The following is a 19,189-nucleotide window of genomic DNA, read 5'->3' as shown; positions in this document are numbered from 1 at the left end:
ACTACGCCAGAATCCGCCGGCTTGTGCGCCTGGAGAGCCATCGGTAACTTGTGTCGGTCACTGATTCTCAGTGATCGGGTTTAGTAGCCCGTGGTAAATGAAAGCGCATGCGCGTCCGTCAGTCAGGTATTTTCCTACCTGCACTTGATGGCGGCTGTGTGTAGGGCGCCCTCGGGCGCGCCGGCTTTCTTCTTTTCCCCGGTCTACTAACCTGCGCACAGCTGCCACCCCCTGTTTAGTAGCTCGGAGTGGCCGCCAACAAACAGGAAAAAGAAGAACATGGTCAAAGTAACGCCAAACCCGCCAGACACCGATCCGGCCTCCCCCTACGAATCTCTCGATTCAAAGAAACTCCACGAAGCCGCCGAACGCGCCCTCGACCACTACCTCAGCCCTTCCGCCGCGATCATGGCAACCCCTTACCAAACCAACAGCATGTTTCTCGTCAATCCCGACACCGACACCGAATCCCTTCTCGCCAACGCCTGCGAATCACTCGCCTCGGCGACGGTCATGCTCGGGGATGTGGCTGCACTGGTGGAAGGACCGATGCGCAAAACGCTGTTGGGGATTGCGCAGGTGGTGATGCTTGGGGAGTTAGCGGTGAATCGGGCGCTAGATAGGGTTGAGTTGGTGAAGTAGGTGACTGGTCCGTGGCGGGACATTTCCGTCACGGACGTTTACGAACGGCGGATTTCGGCCAGAAGCGGACGTTCGCACCCGACCGCTGACGGCCAGAAGCAGCCTCCCAGAAAGCTAACGCTGAGTGGTCACTCGTCAAACAAGGTCCAGCCATGGCAAATGCCGGCAAAGTCTTTTGCCGTAAAAAATAATGTCAGTTCCTTTGGGTCAAATTCTTTGTAAAGCCAATGCCCAGAAATCGGTCCTCTCGTTATCACGTATTCCAAGCGGTATTTTTGAACAGGTCCAAAACTGAAGGAGCGTGAATTCAACTCAAACCTGTCACCTCTGTTGAGCGCCCATAGCTTTTCAACAAGGCAATCATCAAGCACCACCTCTCCGGCTACCTCAACGAGATACTTTGAATGAAGTTTCTGTTGAAGCCTAACGCTTCTGGCCATACATCAACCTACCTATGAGCAGTCCGAGCATCGGCGCAATAATACTGGAACATGATGATGACCGCTTTGGGTTGAAAAAAGTTAGCCTTGGACGTCCGCTTTAGACCTGAAGCAGCCCCACCCTACCGCCCGGAAAACAGCGCCAACCGACAAGCCAAGCCAAAAAACACCGCCCCCAACACCTGATTCAACCGCCGCGCGATCCGCGCATTACTCGCCAGCTTGTTCCCAACCTTGCTGGCCAAAACAATCACCGCCCCATTCACCAGCAATCCGATCACATTCAGGATTGTCGCAAACACCAACATCTGCAGCACCAGCGAGCCTTTCCCCGGATCAATGAACTGCGGAAACAACGCCAGCACAAACAGCGCCATTTTCGGATTGAGCAGATTGGTCACCAATCCTTGGCGGAAGATACGCAGCAACGGGGTGGCTGGCAGGGTTTCGGTTGTGGCCAAGGGTGATACGTCGCTGGTGAAGGCTTTCCACGCCAGGAATGCCAGGTACGCGGCGCCGGCGAAGCGGATGATGTCGTAGGCGGCGGGCACGGTGGCGACCAGTTGCGACAACCCGAGGGCGGCTGCCAGTGCGTGGCAGTAGGTGCCGGCCTGAATGCCGGCGAGGGAGACGAAGCCCGATGCGCGGCCCTGGCTCAGGCTTCGGGAGGCGATCAGCAGCATGTCCGGGCCGGGGGTCAGGGCCAGCGCGAAGCAGGCGCCGGCGAACAGGAGTGCTACGGAAAGATCGATCATGGGGGGCCTCGGCGTTTTTATTGTCTGGGTCGCCTTGCGGGCGAGTCGAGGCAGTTTACCGAACGGTAAATCCCGTGGGGAGGCTCATTCGGAAAGTGTGATGTCGCGGCCTTTTCGATAGCGAATCGACTACCCTTCGCCACTGAAGCCTCACGCTCGAATGACTACTAAAGGGAATAACCATGTCGATCTACGCAATGACCATCCCTCGTTTCACACAAGCGCTGAGCGACAGATCTCAATCGAGTTGCCCAACGGCATCGCCTTCGACATGAGCGGCAGCGAATTCGCCGTGGACTGGGCAATGCCACAGTTCTACTTCCACCTGATCACGGCGTACAACATCCTGCGCCACAATGGCGTGCCGCTGGGCAAGGCGGATTATGTGCAGCACATGTTTGCTTATTTGCGGAAGTGATTGCAGGTCAGGCTTCGGGGTCAATCAGGGTTGACCCGGAGCTCTTGCAGAAGAAATTCCAGTGACTCCACCGCACCGTGATGACTCTGCGCCGAGCGCTGCGTATCCCATGACATCGCATCGTCCACGCAAAAATCACCCACACATTCCACGTTCAGATCCTCATCGAGCAGTCCGAGCGGAATCCACACGTAAGGCGATTCGCGAAGTGGATTCGGCACGGTCGAACCGCATTGTGCGCAGAAGTCGTTCCTGTAGCCGCTGGGTCTGATCCAACTGCTGATCGCGTCCTGCCCTGCCTCCCAGCAAAAATCCCGAGCGTTGACCAGCGTGGCGAGGTTGAACCCGACACCGGTTTGCTTACGGCACAGAGAGCAATGGCAGCGATAGAAAAAGCGCGGTTCCACGGTAAGGGAAAAGCGTACTGCGGCGCAAAGACACTGCCCTGTTGTCATGGGGATCTCCTTTGGACGAGCGCTTGCACATCCATGCTGAAGTTTCTTATGGTCAAAGCAGCATTCTAATGAACCAGATGAAAAACCAAAGTTTTCCGCGCTGCTCTGCATCCGTTTCACTCCCTGCTCCGTACATTCAACACCCTCATTCGAAGGGTCGAAGAATCAAGGAGACGCACCATGCACATGCTCATCAAACGCCTTGCTGTCGCTTGCTTCACCCTGCTCTGCCTCGGCGCCGGATCCAGCTTTGCCGCCGATACCGTGATGGTTGGCGGCGCGGCCATGTATCCGACCAAGACCATCGTCGAAAACGCAGTCAACTCCAAGGATCACACGACACTGGTCGCTGCGGTCAAGGCCGCCGGGCTGGTGGATACGCTCAACAGCAAGGGACCGTTCACCGTCTTCGCCCCCACCAACGAAGCCTTCGCAAAACTGCCCGCCGGCACAGTCGATACATTGGTCAAGCCTGAACACAAGGCGGATCTGACCAAGATCCTGACTTACCACGTCGTCGCCGGCACTCACACGGCCAAACAGCTGATGGACGACGCCAAAATGCACGGCGGCAAAGTGATGCTGAAAACCGTCCAGGGCGAATCGCTGACCGTGATGCTGCACGACGGCAAGCTATGGGTGCAGGACGCCAAGGGCGGCAAAGCTGCCGTTACCATCGCTGACGTCATGCAATCCAATGGCGTGATTCACGTGGTCGATACGGTGCTGATGCCGAATTGACTGGCTGACTTGGCGGGTACTCATCAAAGAGTCCCGCCAAAGTCACGATTGAAAGAACTACCGACTCACGCCGAACGTTTTTCCACCCAGCGCCGATATTGCCGGGTGCGAAACGCCATGGCGATCTGCTGCAAAATCAGCGCCCGCAACGGTGACACGCTCGGATCAGGCTTTTGCGCCCGACTCAGTTTACCCAGCTGAAACTTCACCACCGCCATGTTCGCCAAGGCGGCGATGGCCTTGTTTTTCCAAGTGATCGGCGGTAATTGCGGGGCGTTGTCCTTACCCTGCTGCCAGTCGCGCGGCAGGTGCGGATCGATGGCTAATGCGGTACCGATTCCGACCATGTCCACCCCACTCTGCACGACGCTTTCGGCAACTGGACGACGGCGGATGCCGCCGGTGACCATCACCGGCATTTTCGCAACGGTCTGAATATCCCGAGCAAATTCGACGAAATAGGCCTCGCGAGCCAAGGTTCGACCATCGCGCGCCTCACCCTGCATGGCCGGGACTTCGTAGCTGCCGCCGGACAGTTCCACCAGATCCACGCCCAGACCGTTGAGCAGTTCAACGACCTTTTTCGCATCGTCAGCGGTGAATCCGCCGCGCTGGAAATCGGCGGAATTAAGTTTCACCGCTACGGCAAACTCTGCAGAAACCACCGCCCTGACTGCCTTGACGACCTCGACCAACAACCGCGCGCGGTTCTCCAGTGAGCCACCCCACTCGTCCGTCCTTTGATTGGTCAGTGGCGAGAGAAACTGGCTCAACAGATAGCCGTGGGCGGCGTGGATTTCCACGCCAGTGAAGCCGGCCTGTTCACCCAGGCGTGCGGTGCGCGCAAAGCGCTGGATGACGTCCTTGATCACACTGGCGGTCATGGCGTGGGGCGTGGCGAAACGCTTGGACAGTTTGCCCAACTCCAGCGCCACAGCGGATGGCGCCCAGGTTTTCTGCCCGAGGTTGGACTGCATCTGGCGCCCCGGATGATTGATCTGCAACCAGAACTGCGCACCGGCAGAACGGCCAATCCGCGCCCAGCGCTTGAACTTGTCGAGTGGCTGATCATCCTGCAGCACCACGCCCCCCGGCCCGGTCATGGCGCGGCCGTCGACCATCACGTTGCCGGTGATGATCAGCCCGGCACCACCGTCGGCCCACGCTTGATACAGACGCATCAGTTCGGCGGAGGGCGCCTGGTCGGCGTCCGCCATGTTTTCTTCCATGGCGGCTTTGGCGATGCGGTTCTTGATGGTCGAACCGTTGGGTAAGGTCAGGGGGTCGAACACATTCATGGGGCAGTCCTCAACTGGAGATGAGGCCACCATAAGATTGAAGTCAACTTTAAGGTCAATAGCCTTTTTTAGCTGATTCGCGCTTCAACGCGCCACATCGCGACGCTCTGCTGCGCTCACCACACCTTGTTCGCGCAGACGATTTATCAGCATTTGCGCATTGTCCGCACACGCCACGCCCATGGGCTTGTCTTCAATGCCCTGGATGACGAGCTGAAGTTGCGCTTTGTTCTGCGTCAGGCGTTGCTGCAGAACATCGATTTCTTCGACCTTTTGCTTGAGGCCATTGAGCAACTGCTCGTGCTGCCAGCCACTCGCGTTCATCGGCATCAACTGACGGATTTCCTCCAGGGAGAAACCCGCCGCCTGCGCACCAGTGATGATCTGCAATACCCATTGGGTGTCGGGAGCGTAATCGCGATAGCCGTTGGCTTTGCGCGCGACCGAAGTGATCAACCCGCTCGCCTCGTAAAAACGGATACGCGACGGCGCCAGCCCGCTGATTTTCGCCAGTTCACCGATTCTCATGTCCGACTCCGCAAGAACGTTAACCTTGAAGCTGACTTTAAACCTGAAGGGGTGCAACAGCCAACACGGCAGATCAAGCCAACAGCTCAGTAATCCACTGCACCTGTCGCGCAACCTCTTCCAGCTTCTCCTCGGGCACAGCCTGACGCGCCTGTTTGAAGCTGTTCAGGGTTTTCTGTTTCTGCCTTAACGAACGCTGCCATTTGGCGAGGAATGCCGGGCTGCGCGCCTGCATCTGCAACGGGCCGAAGTACAACTGTTCGGCGCTGTAGCTCAGCGGGCCGCTGCGCTCGGTGACGATGATTTCGTAGAAGAAGCGGTTTTCCTGCAGCACTTCCTCGTCGAGGATGCGGTAGCCGTTGTCCATCAGCCATTGGCGCAGGGGTTGTTCGCCGCCGTTGGGTTGCAGGATCAGCCGTTCGTGCCCGCTCATGCGCGCCTTGCCGCTGTCGAGGATGTCGCGAATCGTCTCGCCGCCCATGCCGCAGAGGCTGATCGCGGTAATCCCGTCGGACGGCTCGATCGCCGCCAGACCGCTGGCCAGACGCACGCTGATGTGCTGCTGAAGATCGTTATCGCGCACAGTGCGCACCGCTGCATGGAACGGCGTCAACGCCACCTCGCCGGCCACCGCCGAAACGATGGCGCCACGGCGCATCAGGGCCACCGGCAGATAGCCGTGGTCCGAGCCGATATCCGCCAACCGCGCGCCGGCCGGCACATGCGCCGCCACCCGCTCCAGACGCATGGACAATGTGTGTTCGTTCAACTGCCGCCCTCTTCCCCAGCCATCGCCGGCGCTGCTGGCCGGACAAGGGGCGCGACTGTAGCGGGCAATGGTGGGTATTTCAAATCCGGGCAAGCGCGGTCTTGTTCGGATTCGGCCTGTTACAGCACGGGCGAGACATCCGCTATCTTCTTTGCAACCGGTCTACTAACCTGCGCGCAGCCGTACCTCAAAACAACAAACGCATTCATGGAAGACATCAACCTTGAAAACAGCTCTCGGCGCCCTGCTTCTGATTGGCCTCTCCACCAACGCACTCGCGGATTCCCACCCCATCGGCTTCCACAGCACAACCCTGCCAGACCCGCAGCGGCCGCTGGAAATGGTTGTCTGGTACCCGGCGACGACCCATGCAACCGCGCAAGTGATCGACGACAGTCCGGTGTTCGTCAGTGCCTCTGCCGTGCGCGATGCGCCGCCGACTGCCGGCGAGCACCCGCTGGTGGTGCTTTCCCATGGTTATCGGGGCAACTGGAGCAACCAGATGTGGCTGGCCAGTGCCTTGGCGGATCAAGGTTACATCGTCGCGGCGGTCAACCATCCCGGCAGCACCACCCACGACCGAAGTCCGCAAGCAGCAGCGCAGTTGTGGCAGCGGCCAGTTGATCTGCGGCGGGTCATCGAAGCCGTTGTGGCCCAGCCGGGAAAATTTGGCGCAGTGGCGCCGCAGCGGATTGCCGTCGTCGGTCATTCGCTCGGTGGCTGGACGGCTCTGGAAATCGCCGGCGCTCGCTTCGACCCCGAGCGCTTTGCCGAGGACTGCAAAGCCCATGCGCAGCTCGCCAGTTGCAGCGTCTACCGGCAGATGAATCCCGCCAGCACAGCGCAAGCCAAAGCCGACCTCGCTGCCGACCGGCGCTACAAACCGGTCAGCGCCATCGTTTCGCTGGACCTGGGCCTGTCACGCGGCATGACCGACGCAAGCCTCGCGGCGCTCCCCGTACCGGCACTGGTGATTGCCGCCGGCGCACCTTCCGAAGATCTTCCGGCGCAACTGGAGTCCGCCGATCTGGCCAAACGCTTGCCAGCGGCCACCACTCGTTATGTCGAGATCAACGACGCCACCCACTTCAGCTTCACGTCGATCTGCAAACCGGGCGCGATCGAGATGCTCGAGGAAGACGCATCGGGCGATGGCGTCATTTGCCAGGAACGCGACAATGCGCGACCGCGTGAAGTGATCCAGAAGCAGGTGGTGGCGCTGATCAGCGACTTTCTGGCGACGTCGAAGCCATGATCCGGGCAGCCGTTTGATCCTGCATCGCTGCAAGCGACTCGCCAAATCGCTCCGAGCCGGTTTTAATGCGCGCTTGATGGGCATATGCCCGGCTCCCCTTCACCGAGTAGAAACATGAACCGCCAAAAGAAACTGCAGCAGTTGTTCAAGGAAAAGGCCAAAAAGGCCAGCGCCAAACTCGCGCCGAAAAAGCCCAAGTACATCAGCAAGGCTGACCGCGCGAAGATGGCGGCTGAAGCGGCGGCCGAACCGGTTGAGACCGGCGAAAACACTTTATAAAAACGCTGAAATATTGCTCATTGCCCGCGTGACATAGAGTTCTTTTTCGCCAACCGGTGCCACATAGTGAAGCGCGCTGCGTGCGGCCTCCACACCGGCAAGACGGGCAATGAACCAGGCCGCCAGGTACTGCGAAGACAAGCACCCGCCTGCGGTGGCGACATTGCCATTGGCCACGAACGGTTGGTTGAGCACGGCAACGCCAGCCTCTTCCACCCAGGGTTTGGTGATCAGATCCGTACAGGCCGGTACCTCGTTCAGCAGGCCAAGCTTCGCCAGAATCAACGTGCCGGAACACTGGGCACCCAACAATTGGCGAGCCGGATCAAGCTGCAGACGCGACATCAATTCGGCATTCGCCACCACGTCCCGGGTCATCCGCCCGCTTCCCACCAATACCGCGTCCGCGTCGCACGCCTCCTCCAATGACGCCTGTGCCTCAATCAACAGGCCATTCATCGAGCGCACCTTGTCCGTGGGACTGGCGACAGACACGCGCCAACCGGGCTGTTGGACCCGGTTGAGAATACTGAACGCGATCAGCGAATCCAGCTCGTTGAAACCTTCAAAGGTCAGGATGGCGATGTGCATGGTGAGCCTCGAGCTTGATGGACGATGCTGCATCGTAAGAGCAGAGAATCACGACAATCAAAAAATTGTCATGGCTACATTTTCAGCTGTAGCCGAGAGGCGCTGTAGCTTTCAGCCCACGCCTGTAGGACAGTTACGTGCATCGAATGATGAAAAGGCCAGTACCCCATGAAGCCGCTGGACCTGACGCGTTTCGACCTCAATCTTGTGGTGCTTGAAGCGCTTTGGGCGGAAAGGCACGTCGGTCGTGCGGCGCAGGTGCCGACGCTGATCCTGAAGCCCGAGGAAGACAAGCTGATCGGCAAAGAGGCTGCAGGGATTCTGCTGAAGGGCATAAAAGGCGCGCAGGAAGTCGTCATGCCAAGAACCGGGCATATGTTCAGATTCTCGCATCCGGCGGCGTATTCGCTGGAGGTCAGGAAGTTTCTGCAGCGGGTCGAGCTTTGAGTGTATTTGGGGCCGTCAGATGCTGCGCGGCATATCGATCCGAATTGCCGTTTATTGTTGCAGCCACTAGCCTCACCAAGCCAAAAGCACAAATCAGAGACCAGCATGACCGTACGCCCCGCCACGGATAGTGACCAGGTAATCCTCCAAAGCAAGGGCGTCGGCTCGCGCATTCTAAAGAAGCTCCAGCTGCAAGCCGCTGCCCGCCAGGTGCCCTTGCAATTGGGCGCTTTTCGCACAAATACTTTGGCGCAGAAGCTCTATGAGAAATCGGGCATCTGACAACAGCGGCCGTGATTCGAATCCATCCGTGAAAAAGATCTTCCCTGATTCAACCTATAAGGACATTCAATGCCACGCGCTCTGCAATTCGAACAAGTCGATGTATTCGCCGATCAACCCTACGAAGGCAATGCACTGGCAGTGGTGGTGAATGCCGATGAGCTGACAACCGAGCAGATGCAAGCGTTTGCCCGCTGGACGCAACTCAGTGAGACCACTTTTCTGCTGAAGCCCGAAACGCCGGGAGCGCATTACCGCGTACGCATTTTTACCCCGCTGCGAGAACTGCCCTTCGCTGGCCACCCCACTCTGGGCAGCTGCAAAGTGTGGCTGGCCCACAACGACAACCCTGAGCATGTCGAGATTATTCAGGAGTGCTCGGCAGGTTTGATTCGGGTACGCAAGCAAGGCCCGCAACTGGCCTTCTCCGCGCCACCGCTGGTGCGCAGCGGACCGCTGGAGGCAATGACACTACGCCTGATCGAACAAGGCCTTGGCCTCGCCGCCGGGCAGATCCGCAAGAGCCAATGGGTAGACAACGGCCCGGGTTGGGCGGGCGTGTTGCTGGCGAGTCGCGAAGAAGTGCTGGCGATCAAGCCTGATTACGCGGCGCTGCAGGGGCTGAATGTCGGCGTTATTGCGCCGTGGGCAGGGGCAGAAGCTGAAACGGACGTGGAAGTCAGAGCCTTCATCGGCGAGGAATGCACCGAAGACGCCGTCACCGGTAGCCTCAATGCGAGCCTGGGTCAGTGGCTGATCGGCGCAGGCATCCTCAGCGAGCGCTACACCGTCAGCCAGGGCACCACCATGCGCCGCCGCGGCCGACTGCACATCGAAAGCGTTGACGGCACCGTCTGGGTGGGCGGAGCCGTTCAGCACTGTATTTCCGGCCGGGTGGTTTTTTGATGAAGCATGGAATCCGGGGCGATTAATCCCGCGATAAACACAACCCCGCGCCGGAGTCCAAGGCGCTCAAATGTGCAGCCAGGCCAGCGATCCCAGCATGACGCCGACACCGGCGGCGCCAAACGAGACGCGCCGCAGCCATTCCTTGCGCGTCAGCAAGGTAATGGCTGCCAGTGAAATGGCGATTTGAATCGCCGTCATGGCCTGGGCCCAGCGGTGATGCTGGTGCAGCACCTGCTCAGATTTTTCCTCCCACTCGCGCGCCTGTTGCTCAAGCACTTCGGCCTTCTTGCGCGCCTCCTCTTTCTGCTCCCCGTAGCGTCGCGCCTCGGCAGCATAGTGGGCAGAATCCAGCCCCGGCAGATGGCTGGCCAGATCCGACAGGTTCTGCCGGCTGGACTTGGCCTGGTAGTAGTTCCATTCGTTGGCGGCTTCGGTCTTCTGGATAGCGGCGTTGTTTTTGTCCATGGCCGCTTCACTTTCCGTCGAGCCGGCCTGATAACTCATCAGGGCGCCGACGGTCGCCATGATCGCCGTCATCACCGCAATCTTGCTGGCAAAGCGATCGCCCAGTGCATGGGCATGATGGGTGGTGTGCTCGATATGTTGCTCGTGGGGGCTGGGGACTTCGAACTCTTCAGGCATGGCTGTCGAACTTGGATGGGTGATTGGAGATGGGCGGCATTATGAGGACAACCACAGCGAAACACGCAAGCCACGCTGCGAGCCCACCCTGCTCACCTGAAATTTTCCGCCGTGCCCGGTTCGATCACCTAACCTCATAGATTGTGTGATCAACGAGAACCGGCCCCTCTCATGCGCAACACATTGAAGTCATTGTTTTTTGTCGCGCTGACCGTGCTTGTTCCGGGCGGTTCGGCGCTGTGGGCGGCGGATTTACCGGCGCCCACAGCGACCACTGCGGCACCGCTGGTGGAAGTCTCACAAAGTGATCTGCAAGCCCTGCAAATGCGCCTCGACGGGTTGAAGCAGCAGATTTCCGCCGCCAACAACTACAACCAGCTCGAAGGCCCGCAAGACCGGGTACAGACGTTCATTCTGGACATTGATCGGTTGTCGGCTTCGTTGTTGCCGCAGCAAGCTCAATTGACGGTGCAACTGGGGGTGCTCGGCGCAGCGCCGGATACGCAGATTGCCGCCGAACAAGCGGAAATCGCCGCACAACGGGCGATGCTCGGCGAGCAGAAAAACAAGGTCGACGCCACGCTCAAAAGCCTTGCCGCGCTCAAACAAAGCGCGGCTGATCTGATCACGCAAATCGCCGGCATCCGCCGCACGCTGCTTGAAAGCGAATTGACCCTGCGCACCGACAGCATCCTGAGCCCGGACTTCTGGTCGCCATTGGTGTCGCCAGAGCCGGATGACCGCCAGCGCCTGAATTTTTTCATCAATCAGGTGAACCTCACTTGGGCCACGGTCTGGGCGCCCGGCCAGCGCTTTTTCACCTGTGTGCTGGTGCTGCTGGCGCTGGCTTTCTGGACACTCGGCCGCCGACTCGCCGAGCGCGGCCTGACCTGGCTGTGCATCCACCGCATGCCGGAGGGGCGCCTGCGCCGCAGCGCGCTGGCGTTCGCTTCGGCGCTGGCGACCCTTGGCACCACGGCCATCGCCCTGCACCTGCTGTTTTACGCCTGCACCCGCCACGAACCGCTGACGCCGGTGCTGCAGACTTTTTCCGAGGAATTCGAAAAAGCCGTTTACGCCTGCGTCCTGATCACCGCGTTGAGCCGCGCACTGCTGTCGACCAGACATCCCTCATGGCGGCTGCCGGCGATTGCCGACTCGGTGGCGCTGGCCCTGAGACCCTATCCAAGGATTCTCGCGACCATCCTGCTGGTGCTGGTGACGCTGGTGCAGGTCAGCAACGCCACCGGCATGAGCAGCCAGATCGTGACAGCCCTGCGCGGGGTGGTCGCAATCATGGTGATCGCGATACTGGTGCCAATGCTTTTGCGCATCGGCAAAGTACGCAAGGCGTTGCTCACCACCAATGACCCTACCGCCGGCAACACGTTTGCCGGGGTGATCTACACCATTGCCGCAGTGTCCATTTGCTTGTCGGCGCTGGCCTTGCTCAGCGGCTACGTGTCGCTGGCCCGATTCATCACCTTTGAACTGGTGTGGGGCTATATCGTGTTGTCCGGGTTTTATCTGCTGATCCAGGTGGTCATGGACGGCTGCGAATACCTGTTCTCGCCGCGCTACTCGGCCGGCAAGACCATCAAGCAAACCCTGGGCATGGGTGACCGGCGGCTGGAGCAGATTTCGATTGTGCTGTCCGGTGCCAGCCGCGCCGGGCTGCTGTTGCTGGCGGTGATTACCCTCTTCGTCGGCGGCATCGGCACCACGTTCGGGCAGTTGACCAGCAATGTCCTCGGCATCCTTGGCGGCGCCGGGTTGCGCAAGCTGAACATCGTCCCCGCGCATTTGATCAATGCCGTGCTGGCACTGCTGATCGGCATCTACCTGATCCGCGCCCTGCGCCGCTGGCTCGACAACGAGTTCCTGCCCAAGACCGACATGGATCCGGGCATGTGCGCGTCGCTGAGTACGCTGTTTTCCAACATCGGTTATGCCACGGTCATCCTCCTGACGCTGTCGTCGCTGGGCGTGCGCTGGACCAATCTGGCGTGGATCGTCAGTGCGCTGTCGGTGGGGATCGGCTTCGGCCTGCAGGAGATCGTCAAGAACTTCGTCTCCGGGCTGATCCTGCTCACCGAGCGCCCGGTGAAGGTCGGCGACCTGATCAGCATCAGCGGCGTCGAGGGCGATATCCGCCGAATCAACGTGCGCGCCACGGAAATCCAGCTCAGCGACCGCTCCATCGTCATCGTGCCCAACTCGCAACTGATCTCGCAGAACCTGCGCAACGTCACCCTCGGCGGCAGCGCCCAAGGGGTGGCGAGCCTGGAGCTGATGTTCCCACTGGACATCGACCCCGAACAGGTCAAGGAACTGCTGCTGAACACCTACCGCGAAAACGAAAACATCCTCGACAAACCAGCGTCGTACGTACGCTTCAGCAAACTCTCGCCGGATGGCATCACCTTGACGGTGACCGGCTACGTCGGCAGCCCACGGATTGTGGGCGGGACCAAGAGTGATCTGCTGTTCGAGATTCTCAAGCGGTTGGGCGCCGAGGGCATCGCGCTGGCCAAACCGCCAGCGACGTAATCCTCCTTGCAAGAGTTGCGGCACGCTGCGATCTGTCGATCTTGAAATCCAGACATCAAAAGATCACAGCCTCGTTGCACTCGACAGAGCCTGCAGGCTCTCGTGCCGCGTATGGATTCTGGCAAGGTATAAATCTATTTATGCCAGTACGCGAAATCGCCAATTTCACTTATGCGTCACCAATCCCTAGCCTCTCGCCAAATTCCTTCTTGAGCGAGGCTCCCATGCCCTTTGTCATCTACATCTTTACCCTCAGCGCCTTTGCCTTGGGTCTGGCGGAATTCGTTCCGATCGGCCTCACCGACGTCATGGCTCGCAGTCTCGGCGTCGACGTCGAGGCGACCGGGGCAACCATCACTGCGTATGCCTTGGGCGCCACTTTCTCAGCACCGGTCTTCAGTGCATTGACCGCAAGTTGGTCGCGCAAGAACGTAATGCTGGTGACCGCTCTGGTATTCACCGTCGGCAGTCTCGCCGCGGCGTTTGCAACCTCGCTGACCTTGATGCTGGTAGCGCGATTCATCGCCGGCATGGGACATGGTCTGTTCCTGGCGGTGGCTTCAAGCACCGCGGCGCGTCTGGCCGGGCCGGGTCGCGCAGGGAGCGCAGTGGCAGTGGTGTTTGGCGGGTTTACCCTGGCGATGGCGATTGGCGTGCCTGTCAGCACCTATCTGGGTGGCGTAATGTCGTGGCGCCTGGTGCTGGCGGCGATTGCCGTGTTCGGAGCGATTGGTTTCTTCGGCTTGCTGTTCGGCATGCGCGATCCGCTACCGACTGCTTCCGACGGCAGCTCGGCGTTGCACAGCCTTAAAGCGCTGCTCAACGGCAAGTTGCTGGCCGGCGCCTTGGTCACTGTGCTCGGCTACGCCGGTTCGTTCGTCGCCTACACCTACATCGCGCCAATGCTGACTGAAGTCACTCATACCACGGCCGCCACTGTCGGCGTGTTCATGTTGTTGTACGGCGCGATGGCAGCCATCGGCAATGTACTGGGCGGCAAACTGACCGATGCCTGGGGAGTGGATCGCGCCAGCGCCGCGTTGATTGCCGGGATCGTAGGGGTGACAGCGGGCATGTGGGGCTTCTCCGGTTCGCCGTGGATGATGGGCTTGCTCGTCGGCTTGTTGGGGATGTTCAGCTTTGCTGCAGTGCCGGCCTTGCAGGCCCGGCTGCTGGGAATCGCCGAACGACATGTGCCGCACGCACATGGCGTTGCGGCCGGGCTGAACATTGCCGGGTTCAACTCGGGGATCGCGCTGGGTTCAGTGCTAGGTGGCGTGACGATCAGCCAGGTGGGCCTCAGTCATGTCGGGCTGACAGGTGCGGCAGTCTCGGCGCTGGGGCTGCTGCTGGTGTTAAGTCAAATGTTCGCTACGCCGCGCTATCGCACGGCTGATAATCTGTAAGCCAACCTACATTTTCACGGGCGCCGAAGCACCATGAGCCACCTCACCCACCTGCGCACATTCCTCGAAGCGTACCGCACCAAGTCGTTCTCCAGGGCGGCGGACCATTTGGGCATCACCCAACCGGCGGCGTCGATGCATGTGCAGGCGCTGGAGGCGCTGGTCGGCAAACCGCTGTTTCAGCGTTTGCCTCGGGGGGTGGAACCCACCGAAGCGGCGGATGAACTGGCGCGTTCGGTGGCACCGTTTCTCGATGGGCTGGAAAACAAGATCGCGTCGCTGCGTCCGGGCCTGATCAAGGGCGGCACAGTGCATCTGGTCGGCCCCTCCGACTTCCTCCATGCGTTAGTCGCCGCTCGCCTCGCACCGCTGATGGACGAAGGCTTCACCCTGCGTTTTCACACCGGTGCCAAAAAGCGCATTTACGAGATGCTCGAAGCGAAGCAGACCGACTTCGCGATCACGGCCTCCATGCCCAACGAACAATCCCACGGTTACGCCCATTTGCTCACCGAACGCCTGTTGCTGGTGTATGCACCGAGCCTCCTGGATCGCCTCGGCAAAGACCCGAATAAAGCACAACTCAAGCAAGTCCCGCTGATCGCTTTCGATGAGGATCTGGCGCTGGTTCGGCCACTGTGGACTTCAATGTTTCAGGTCGCTCCGCAACTGCAAGCGGCGCTGACGATTCCCGACCTGCGGATCATCAAGGAGCTGGTGCTCGGCGGCCACGGCTGGAGCGTGCTGCCAGACTACCAGTGCGCCGACGCCATCGCTGACGGTCGGCTGATTTCACCGACACCGCCCAGCGAGGCACCGGTCAATGTGCTCTATCTGGTGTGGAGCAAAAGCGTGATGAAAAGCCCGAGCCTGCTTTACGTGCGTGACTATTTGCTCGCTGCATTCAGCGCCTCAGGCCGGCGCCCAGCGCCGATGTAGCCACCGCGCAAACGCATCCAGCGCAAAGCCCAGCACGCCAATCAGCAGCACCATCGCCATCAACTCCGAATACGCCAGTCGATCTCGCGTATCGAGAATGAAGTAGCCCAGCCCGGCGCTGACGCCGAGCATTTCGCACGGCACCAGCACGATCCACAGAATGCCGATCGACAGCCGCACCCCGGTCAGCACATGGCCGAGTACGCCGGGCAGGATCACTTTGCGCAGGGTTTCCCAACGAGTGGCACTGAGGCTGCGACTGAGTTGCAGCCAGCGCGGGTCGAGCTGGCGCACGCCGGCCACGGTGTTGAGCAGGATCGGCCACACGGCGGCGAAGGTCAGCAGGAAGTAGATCGGCTGATCACCGACGCCCAGCAGCATCACCACCACCGGCATCCACGACAACGGTGAGATCATTCGCAGAAACTGAAACGCCGGCGTGGTCGCCGCCTCCAGATGCCGGTAGCTGCCGATCATCAAGCCCAGTGGCACGCCGATCAGCAGCGCCAGCAACAGGCCGACCACAATCCGTTTCAGGCTGACCAGCACATGCTCGTACAGCTCCGGGCGCAGCAGCAGTTCGCCGAGGCTGGCCAGCGTCGCCTCGGGTGAAAAGCGCAGCGCCAGGCTGTCGTTGCCACCAAGCAGATGCACGCCCAGCCACCACAGCAGCAACAGGCACAACAGCCCTGCTACGCCCAACAAACCGTGCACGGTCGATGAAGATCGTTGACGCATCAGAGGCTGAACTCCTCGCCGCGTTCGAAGCTTTCCGGCAGGCCGAAGGTCTGCATGCCGCCCACCGCCGCAATGGCGTTGCGCACAAAGCGGTCGTCCACCAGATCTTTAGCGGTTTGCTGCGGATCGAGGCCGGCGAGGAAACCCTTGTCGCCTTCGATCAAGGTGTCCTTCAGGCGCTTGACCAGCTCCTCGGTGTAGCTGGGAAATGGATACGGCTGAAAGTCGATGCGCTGTTCGTCCCACTGGCTGTGCTGGATCGCGCCGCTGGCCAGGTATTGCTCGCGGTCGCTGGTGGCCGGCGACAGCACCCGGTCGAGCACCGGTTGCGCGTGCGGCGTGTAGCGATTGGCGCCATCCTTGGACAGCAGTTTCGCTGCCTCGGCGCGGTTGTCGCGGGTCCAGACCTGCGCCTTGACGATCGCGTTGACCACTTTCTGCGACCACTCGGGACGGTTGTTCAGATCCTGCTCATGCATGAACACCACGCAGCAGGCGTGATTGCGCCAGACGTCGCCGGTAAAGCGCTGCACCCGGCCGACCTTGAGCTCCTCGGCCAGCGCATTGAACGGCTCGGCGACGATGTAGCCGGCGATGCGTTTGCTCGCCAGGGCTGGCGGCATATCCGAAGGCGGCAGCACCAGCAGATTGACTTCGTTCGGCGCCAGCGCGGCGCTCGCCGACTTGCTCACCGGCACCAGTCCGTGGTCGCGGAACAGCTGTTGCACCACCACGTTATGGATCGAATACCAGAACGGAATCGCCACCGATTGCCCGCCCAGTTGCTTGACCTCGGTGATGCCCGGCGCCACGGTCAGACCCGAGCCGCCGACGTGGTTCCATGCCACGACCTTGGCCGGCACCTTGCTGCCGTAGCGCGCCCACACGGTCATCGGCGACAGCAGGTGAATCACGTTGACCTGTCCAGAAATGAACGCCTCGATCACCTGCGCCCAACTGCGCAGCAGCACCGGGCGTTCAGCCTGAATCCCTTCGGCTTCGAACAGGCCATTGTTGTGTGCAACCAGCAACGGCGTGGCGTCGGTGATCGGCAGATAACCGATGCGCACTGGCGCGTTCGGCTCGGCAGCGGCGCGCGCGCTGAGGCTGTTGAGCAGCGGCAAAGCACCGCCGGCAGTCAGCAGCGCGCTGAGTTTGAGGAAGTCACGACGTGTGTGAGTGAAGTCGTCCAGGCACATGGTCAATCTCCGACGTAGCGGGCACAGGTTGAGTGAGGGGGTTGCGGCTTGCCCGCCGAAGGGTTTTGAGGATGTCGATGCGCAGCGCGCCCAGTTCCTCAACCAGCTCGGCACGCGGCTGAGGCAGGTCGATGCGCCACTCGCCGAGGATGTGCGCCGGGCTGTTACCCAGTAGCAGAATCCGCTCGGAAAGCAGCAGGGCTTCATCGATGTCGTGGGTGATCAACACCGCTGCGGTGTGGTGCTCGGCAATCAGTTGCAGGAGCAACTGCTGCATGTCGGCGCGGGTGATTTCATCCAGCGCGCCGAACGGTTCATCGAGCAACAGCACCTGCGGTTGGCGTGCCAGACACCGCGCCAAAGCAGTGCGCTGGGCCATGCCGCCGGACAACTGCGCCGGGTGCTGCTGACGTGCATGTTCTAGGCCGACCGCAGCGATGGCGTGGTCGATCCGCGCCTTGCGCTGCTCGGCCGTCAGGTGCGGCTGGCGGGCGAAGTCGAGGCCGAAGGCGACGTTCTTTTCCAGGGTCAGCCACGGCAACAGGCTCGGATCCTGAAACGCCACCGCCACCCTTGGATGTGCGCCGGTCAGTGCCTCGCCAAGCAGGCTCACCCGCCCCTGTTGCGGCGCCTGCAAACCCGCCAGCACTCGCAGCAGACTGGATTTGCCGACACCGCTGGGGCCGAGAATGGTCACCACTTCACCGGGCTGCAATTGCAGGTCGAAGTGCTCCAGCACGGTGTGCCAGCCCTGCTCTCGCGGGTAGCCGAGGCTGATGCCGTGCGCCTCCAGCAACGGCGCAGTCATGCCGTCGCTTCCCGTTTCTGCCGCTGCAATTCGGCGCGCAGCTGCACCAGGCTTGGGGTGACAATCGGCACGAACGCCGACTCGCGCCAGCGCCGGGCGAAACCGCTGCCGTGCTCGGTCAGATAGGCTTTGCCGCCGCTGGATTGCAGTTCCAGTTGCACGGCGTTGGCGGCGGATTCGGCCAGCGCGATACGGATCTGGAACAACGCGCCCGGCTGGGTCAGGAAACGTCCGTCGTGCAGGCCCTGCTTGAGCGCGTCGACGGTCTGCGCCAGTTGCTCGCGTTGTTCCTGCAACGGCTCCAGCAGGATCGAGCGCCCGTCCTGCAAATGTCCTTCGACCTCGGCCAGTGCCCGTCGCGCCAGACCGATCGCCATACCGCATTGCAGACCAAGAAACGCCGGGCGTACCGCCGGTAGAAACTTGCGTGCATCTTCATGCAGCAACCATTCGCGTCCGACCGCCACTTGCGCGAAATCGATCGCAGCCGTGTTACTCGATTGCAGCCCCATCAGTTGCAGGTCGGCGGAACGTTGCACACCAGCAGCGTCATCCGCAATCGCCAGCACGAACGGCGAACCGCCCTCCTCGTGCTCGATCGCCGCCGCCACCACAAAACCGCTTTTGCGCAGATTGGTGACCCAGTGCAGGCGCCCGTTCAAGGTCCAGCCTTCTGCGGTGTGGGCGGCGCGCACTTGCAATGCCTCAATGCCGGACAGGTACTTCATCGCGTTGGACAAACCGGTGGCGCCGGCCAGCTCTCCACTGAGCAGCGACGGCAGCAGTTTTTCCCTCAGCGCAGCGTTGGGACTGTGCAGCAGGTATTCGATAAAGGCTCGTTGGCCCCAGAACACAAACGCCGCCGCCAGTGAATGGCTGGCGACAGAGGCCAGGGTTTCCACGGCATCACTGACGTGACCACCGCAGCCGCCCAGCACCGGGTTGATGCCGACGCGCAGCACCTGAGCCTGCGCCAATTGCGTCAGCACCTGCTGCGGATCGCCGTCGCCCGCATCCAGTGCCTGGGCGTTGTGTTCCAGCCATTGAATCAATGCCGGATTGAGCATGTCGTTTTTTCTCCTTTTTACGCAGCCGCAT

23 protein-coding genes are annotated in these 19,189 nt (G+C 60.8%); 11 read left to right on the top strand and 12 right to left on the bottom strand.

What is annotated here, in order from left to right; genetic code table 11:
• Positions 1-279: 279 nt before the first annotated feature.
• On the top strand, positions 280-642 hold the full coding sequence (locus ACVHNU_RS08680) for a DUF6124 family protein (RefSeq protein ID WP_262143194.1): 363 nt from the start codon (positions 280-282) through the stop codon (positions 640-642).
• A gap of 128 nt (positions 643-770) precedes the next feature.
• Here ACVHNU_RS08680 and ACVHNU_RS08675 read toward each other — a convergent pair whose 3' ends face one another.
• Complete coding sequence (locus tag ACVHNU_RS08675) at positions 771-1,082, bottom strand: hypothetical protein (RefSeq protein WP_045122409.1); 312 nt, start codon at positions 1,080-1,082, stop codon at positions 771-773.
• A 122-nt stretch (positions 1,083-1,204) separates the two neighbouring features.
• Positions 1,205-1,837: a LysE family translocator gene (locus ACVHNU_RS08670; RefSeq protein ID WP_400496492.1), complete on the bottom strand. Its 633-nt coding sequence runs from the start codon at positions 1,835-1,837 to the stop codon at positions 1,205-1,207.
• A gap of 160 nt (positions 1,838-1,997) precedes the next feature.
• On the opposite strand from ACVHNU_RS08670, the gene ACVHNU_RS08665 reads away from it, so the two are divergent.
• Entirely contained in the window at positions 1,998-2,255 is a 258-nt protein-coding gene (locus ACVHNU_RS08665) for a DUF1993 family protein (protein ID WP_473019467.1), read from the top strand.
• Between the two features lie 20 nt (positions 2,256-2,275).
• On the opposite strand, the gene ACVHNU_RS08660 is transcribed toward ACVHNU_RS08665, so the two are convergent.
• Positions 2,276-2,821 (bottom strand): GFA family protein, encoded by a 546-nt coding sequence (locus ACVHNU_RS08660; protein WP_473020056.1) that lies wholly within the window; start codon positions 2,819-2,821, stop codon positions 2,276-2,278.
• Positions 2,822-2,890: 69 nt separating this feature from the next.
• Here ACVHNU_RS08660 and ACVHNU_RS08655 point away from each other — a divergent pair, with 69 nt between their 5' ends.
• On the top strand, positions 2,891-3,451 hold the full coding sequence (locus ACVHNU_RS08655; protein ID WP_003224301.1) for a fasciclin domain-containing protein: 561 nt from the start codon (positions 2,891-2,893) through the stop codon (positions 3,449-3,451).
• A gap of 65 nt (positions 3,452-3,516) precedes the next feature.
• On the opposite strand, the gene ACVHNU_RS08650 is transcribed toward ACVHNU_RS08655, so the two are convergent.
• The 3 genes from ACVHNU_RS08650 to ACVHNU_RS08640 form a co-directional block, all read right to left on the bottom strand.
• Entirely contained in the window at positions 3,517-4,749 is a 1,233-nt protein-coding gene (locus ACVHNU_RS08650) for an NADH:flavin oxidoreductase/NADH oxidase family protein (RefSeq protein WP_473019466.1), read from the bottom strand.
• A gap of 84 nt (positions 4,750-4,833) precedes the next feature.
• The gene (locus ACVHNU_RS08645) at positions 4,834-5,277 is read right to left on the bottom strand and encodes a MerR family transcriptional regulator (protein ID WP_473019465.1); all 444 of its coding nucleotides are present in this window, start codon (positions 5,275-5,277) and stop codon (positions 4,834-4,836) included.
• Positions 5,278-5,350: 73 nt separating this feature from the next.
• Positions 5,351-6,046 (bottom strand): tRNA (adenine(22)-N(1))-methyltransferase, encoded by a 696-nt coding sequence (locus ACVHNU_RS08640; protein ID WP_473019464.1) that lies wholly within the window; start codon positions 6,044-6,046, stop codon positions 5,351-5,353.
• Positions 6,047-6,269: 223 nt separating this feature from the next.
• Between ACVHNU_RS08640 and ACVHNU_RS08635 the strand changes: the two genes are divergently transcribed.
• Positions 6,270-7,301: an alpha/beta hydrolase family protein gene (locus ACVHNU_RS08635; protein ID WP_473019463.1), complete on the top strand. Its 1,032-nt coding sequence runs from the start codon at positions 6,270-6,272 to the stop codon at positions 7,299-7,301.
• 114 nt (positions 7,302-7,415) lie between these two features.
• On the top strand, positions 7,416-7,580 hold the full coding sequence (locus ACVHNU_RS08630) for a DUF2986 domain-containing protein (RefSeq protein WP_003224289.1): 165 nt from the start codon (positions 7,416-7,418) through the stop codon (positions 7,578-7,580).
• Here ACVHNU_RS08630 and ACVHNU_RS08625 read toward each other — a convergent pair.
• The gene (locus ACVHNU_RS08625) at positions 7,575-8,171 is read right to left on the bottom strand and encodes a DJ-1/PfpI family protein (protein ID WP_473019462.1); all 597 of its coding nucleotides are present in this window, start codon (positions 8,169-8,171) and stop codon (positions 7,575-7,577) included. The two genes, ACVHNU_RS08630 and ACVHNU_RS08625, sit on opposite strands and share 6 nt — an antisense overlap.
• Positions 8,172-8,339: 168 nt before the next feature.
• Between ACVHNU_RS08625 and ACVHNU_RS08620 the strand changes: the two genes are divergently transcribed.
• The 3 genes from ACVHNU_RS08620 (at position 8,340) to ACVHNU_RS08610 (ending at position 9,806) form a co-directional block, all read left to right on the top strand.
• Positions 8,340-8,618 carry an alpha/beta fold hydrolase gene (locus tag ACVHNU_RS08620; protein WP_473019461.1) on the top strand — a complete coding sequence of 93 codons (279 nt, stop codon included), beginning with the start codon at positions 8,340-8,342 and terminating at the stop codon, positions 8,616-8,618.
• Between the two features lie 105 nt (positions 8,619-8,723).
• Positions 8,724-8,900 (top strand): GNAT family N-acetyltransferase, encoded by a 177-nt coding sequence (locus tag ACVHNU_RS08615; RefSeq protein ID WP_338801625.1) that lies wholly within the window; start codon positions 8,724-8,726, stop codon positions 8,898-8,900.
• A gap of 69 nt (positions 8,901-8,969) precedes the next feature.
• On the top strand, positions 8,970-9,806 hold the full coding sequence (locus tag ACVHNU_RS08610; RefSeq protein WP_473019460.1) for a PhzF family phenazine biosynthesis protein: 837 nt from the start codon (positions 8,970-8,972) through the stop codon (positions 9,804-9,806).
• Between the two features lie 66 nt (positions 9,807-9,872).
• Here ACVHNU_RS08610 and ACVHNU_RS08605 read toward each other — a convergent pair whose 3' ends face one another.
• The gene (locus ACVHNU_RS08605; RefSeq protein ID WP_473019459.1) at positions 9,873-10,451 is read right to left on the bottom strand and encodes a DUF4337 domain-containing protein; all 579 of its coding nucleotides are present in this window, start codon (positions 10,449-10,451) and stop codon (positions 9,873-9,875) included.
• A 171-nt stretch (positions 10,452-10,622) separates the two neighbouring features.
• On the opposite strand from ACVHNU_RS08605, the gene ACVHNU_RS08600 reads away from it, so the two are divergent.
• The 3 genes from ACVHNU_RS08600 to ACVHNU_RS08590 all read left to right on the top strand — a co-directional run bounded on the left by ACVHNU_RS08600 (position 10,623) and on the right by ACVHNU_RS08590 (position 15,346).
• Positions 10,623-13,001: a DUF3772 domain-containing protein gene (locus ACVHNU_RS08600; protein WP_473019458.1), complete on the top strand. Its 2,379-nt coding sequence runs from the start codon at positions 10,623-10,625 to the stop codon at positions 12,999-13,001.
• 224 nt (positions 13,002-13,225) lie between these two features.
• Positions 13,226-14,407: an MFS transporter gene (locus tag ACVHNU_RS08595; protein ID WP_201137870.1), complete on the top strand. Its 1,182-nt coding sequence runs from the start codon at positions 13,226-13,228 to the stop codon at positions 14,405-14,407.
• 33 nt (positions 14,408-14,440) lie between these two features.
• Positions 14,441-15,346 (top strand): LysR family transcriptional regulator, encoded by a 906-nt coding sequence (locus ACVHNU_RS08590; RefSeq protein WP_262143204.1) that lies wholly within the window; start codon positions 14,441-14,443, stop codon positions 15,344-15,346.
• On the opposite strand, the gene ACVHNU_RS08585 is transcribed toward ACVHNU_RS08590, so the two are convergent.
• From ACVHNU_RS08585 to ACVHNU_RS08570, 4 genes are read right to left on the bottom strand one after another with little or no spacing between them, the layout of a single operon-like run.
• Complete coding sequence (locus ACVHNU_RS08585) at positions 15,320-16,084, bottom strand: ABC transporter permease (RefSeq protein WP_003224271.1); 765 nt, start codon at positions 16,082-16,084, stop codon at positions 15,320-15,322. The two genes, ACVHNU_RS08590 and ACVHNU_RS08585, sit on opposite strands and share 27 nt — an antisense overlap.
• Positions 16,084-17,283 carry an ABC transporter substrate-binding protein gene (locus ACVHNU_RS08580; RefSeq protein WP_473019457.1) on the bottom strand — a complete coding sequence of 400 codons (1,200 nt, stop codon included), beginning with the start codon at positions 17,281-17,283 and terminating at the stop codon, positions 16,084-16,086. Before ACVHNU_RS08580 ends, ACVHNU_RS08585 begins: the two co-directional genes overlap by 1 nt.
• Complete coding sequence (locus ACVHNU_RS08575; RefSeq protein ID WP_473019456.1) at positions 17,249-18,091, bottom strand: ABC transporter ATP-binding protein; 843 nt, start codon at positions 18,089-18,091, stop codon at positions 17,249-17,251. Before ACVHNU_RS08575 ends, ACVHNU_RS08580 begins: the two co-directional genes overlap by 35 nt.
• Positions 18,088-19,158 (bottom strand): acyl-CoA dehydrogenase family protein, encoded by a 1,071-nt coding sequence (locus ACVHNU_RS08570; RefSeq protein ID WP_473019455.1) that lies wholly within the window; start codon positions 19,156-19,158, stop codon positions 18,088-18,090. Before ACVHNU_RS08570 ends, ACVHNU_RS08575 begins: the two co-directional genes overlap by 4 nt.
• Positions 19,159-19,189: the final 31 nt, after the last annotated feature.

It is taken from the genome of Pseudomonas sp. Ors-4-3C (assembly GCF_055755035.1).
This window is presented reverse-complemented; position numbering and strand designations above follow the sequence as displayed.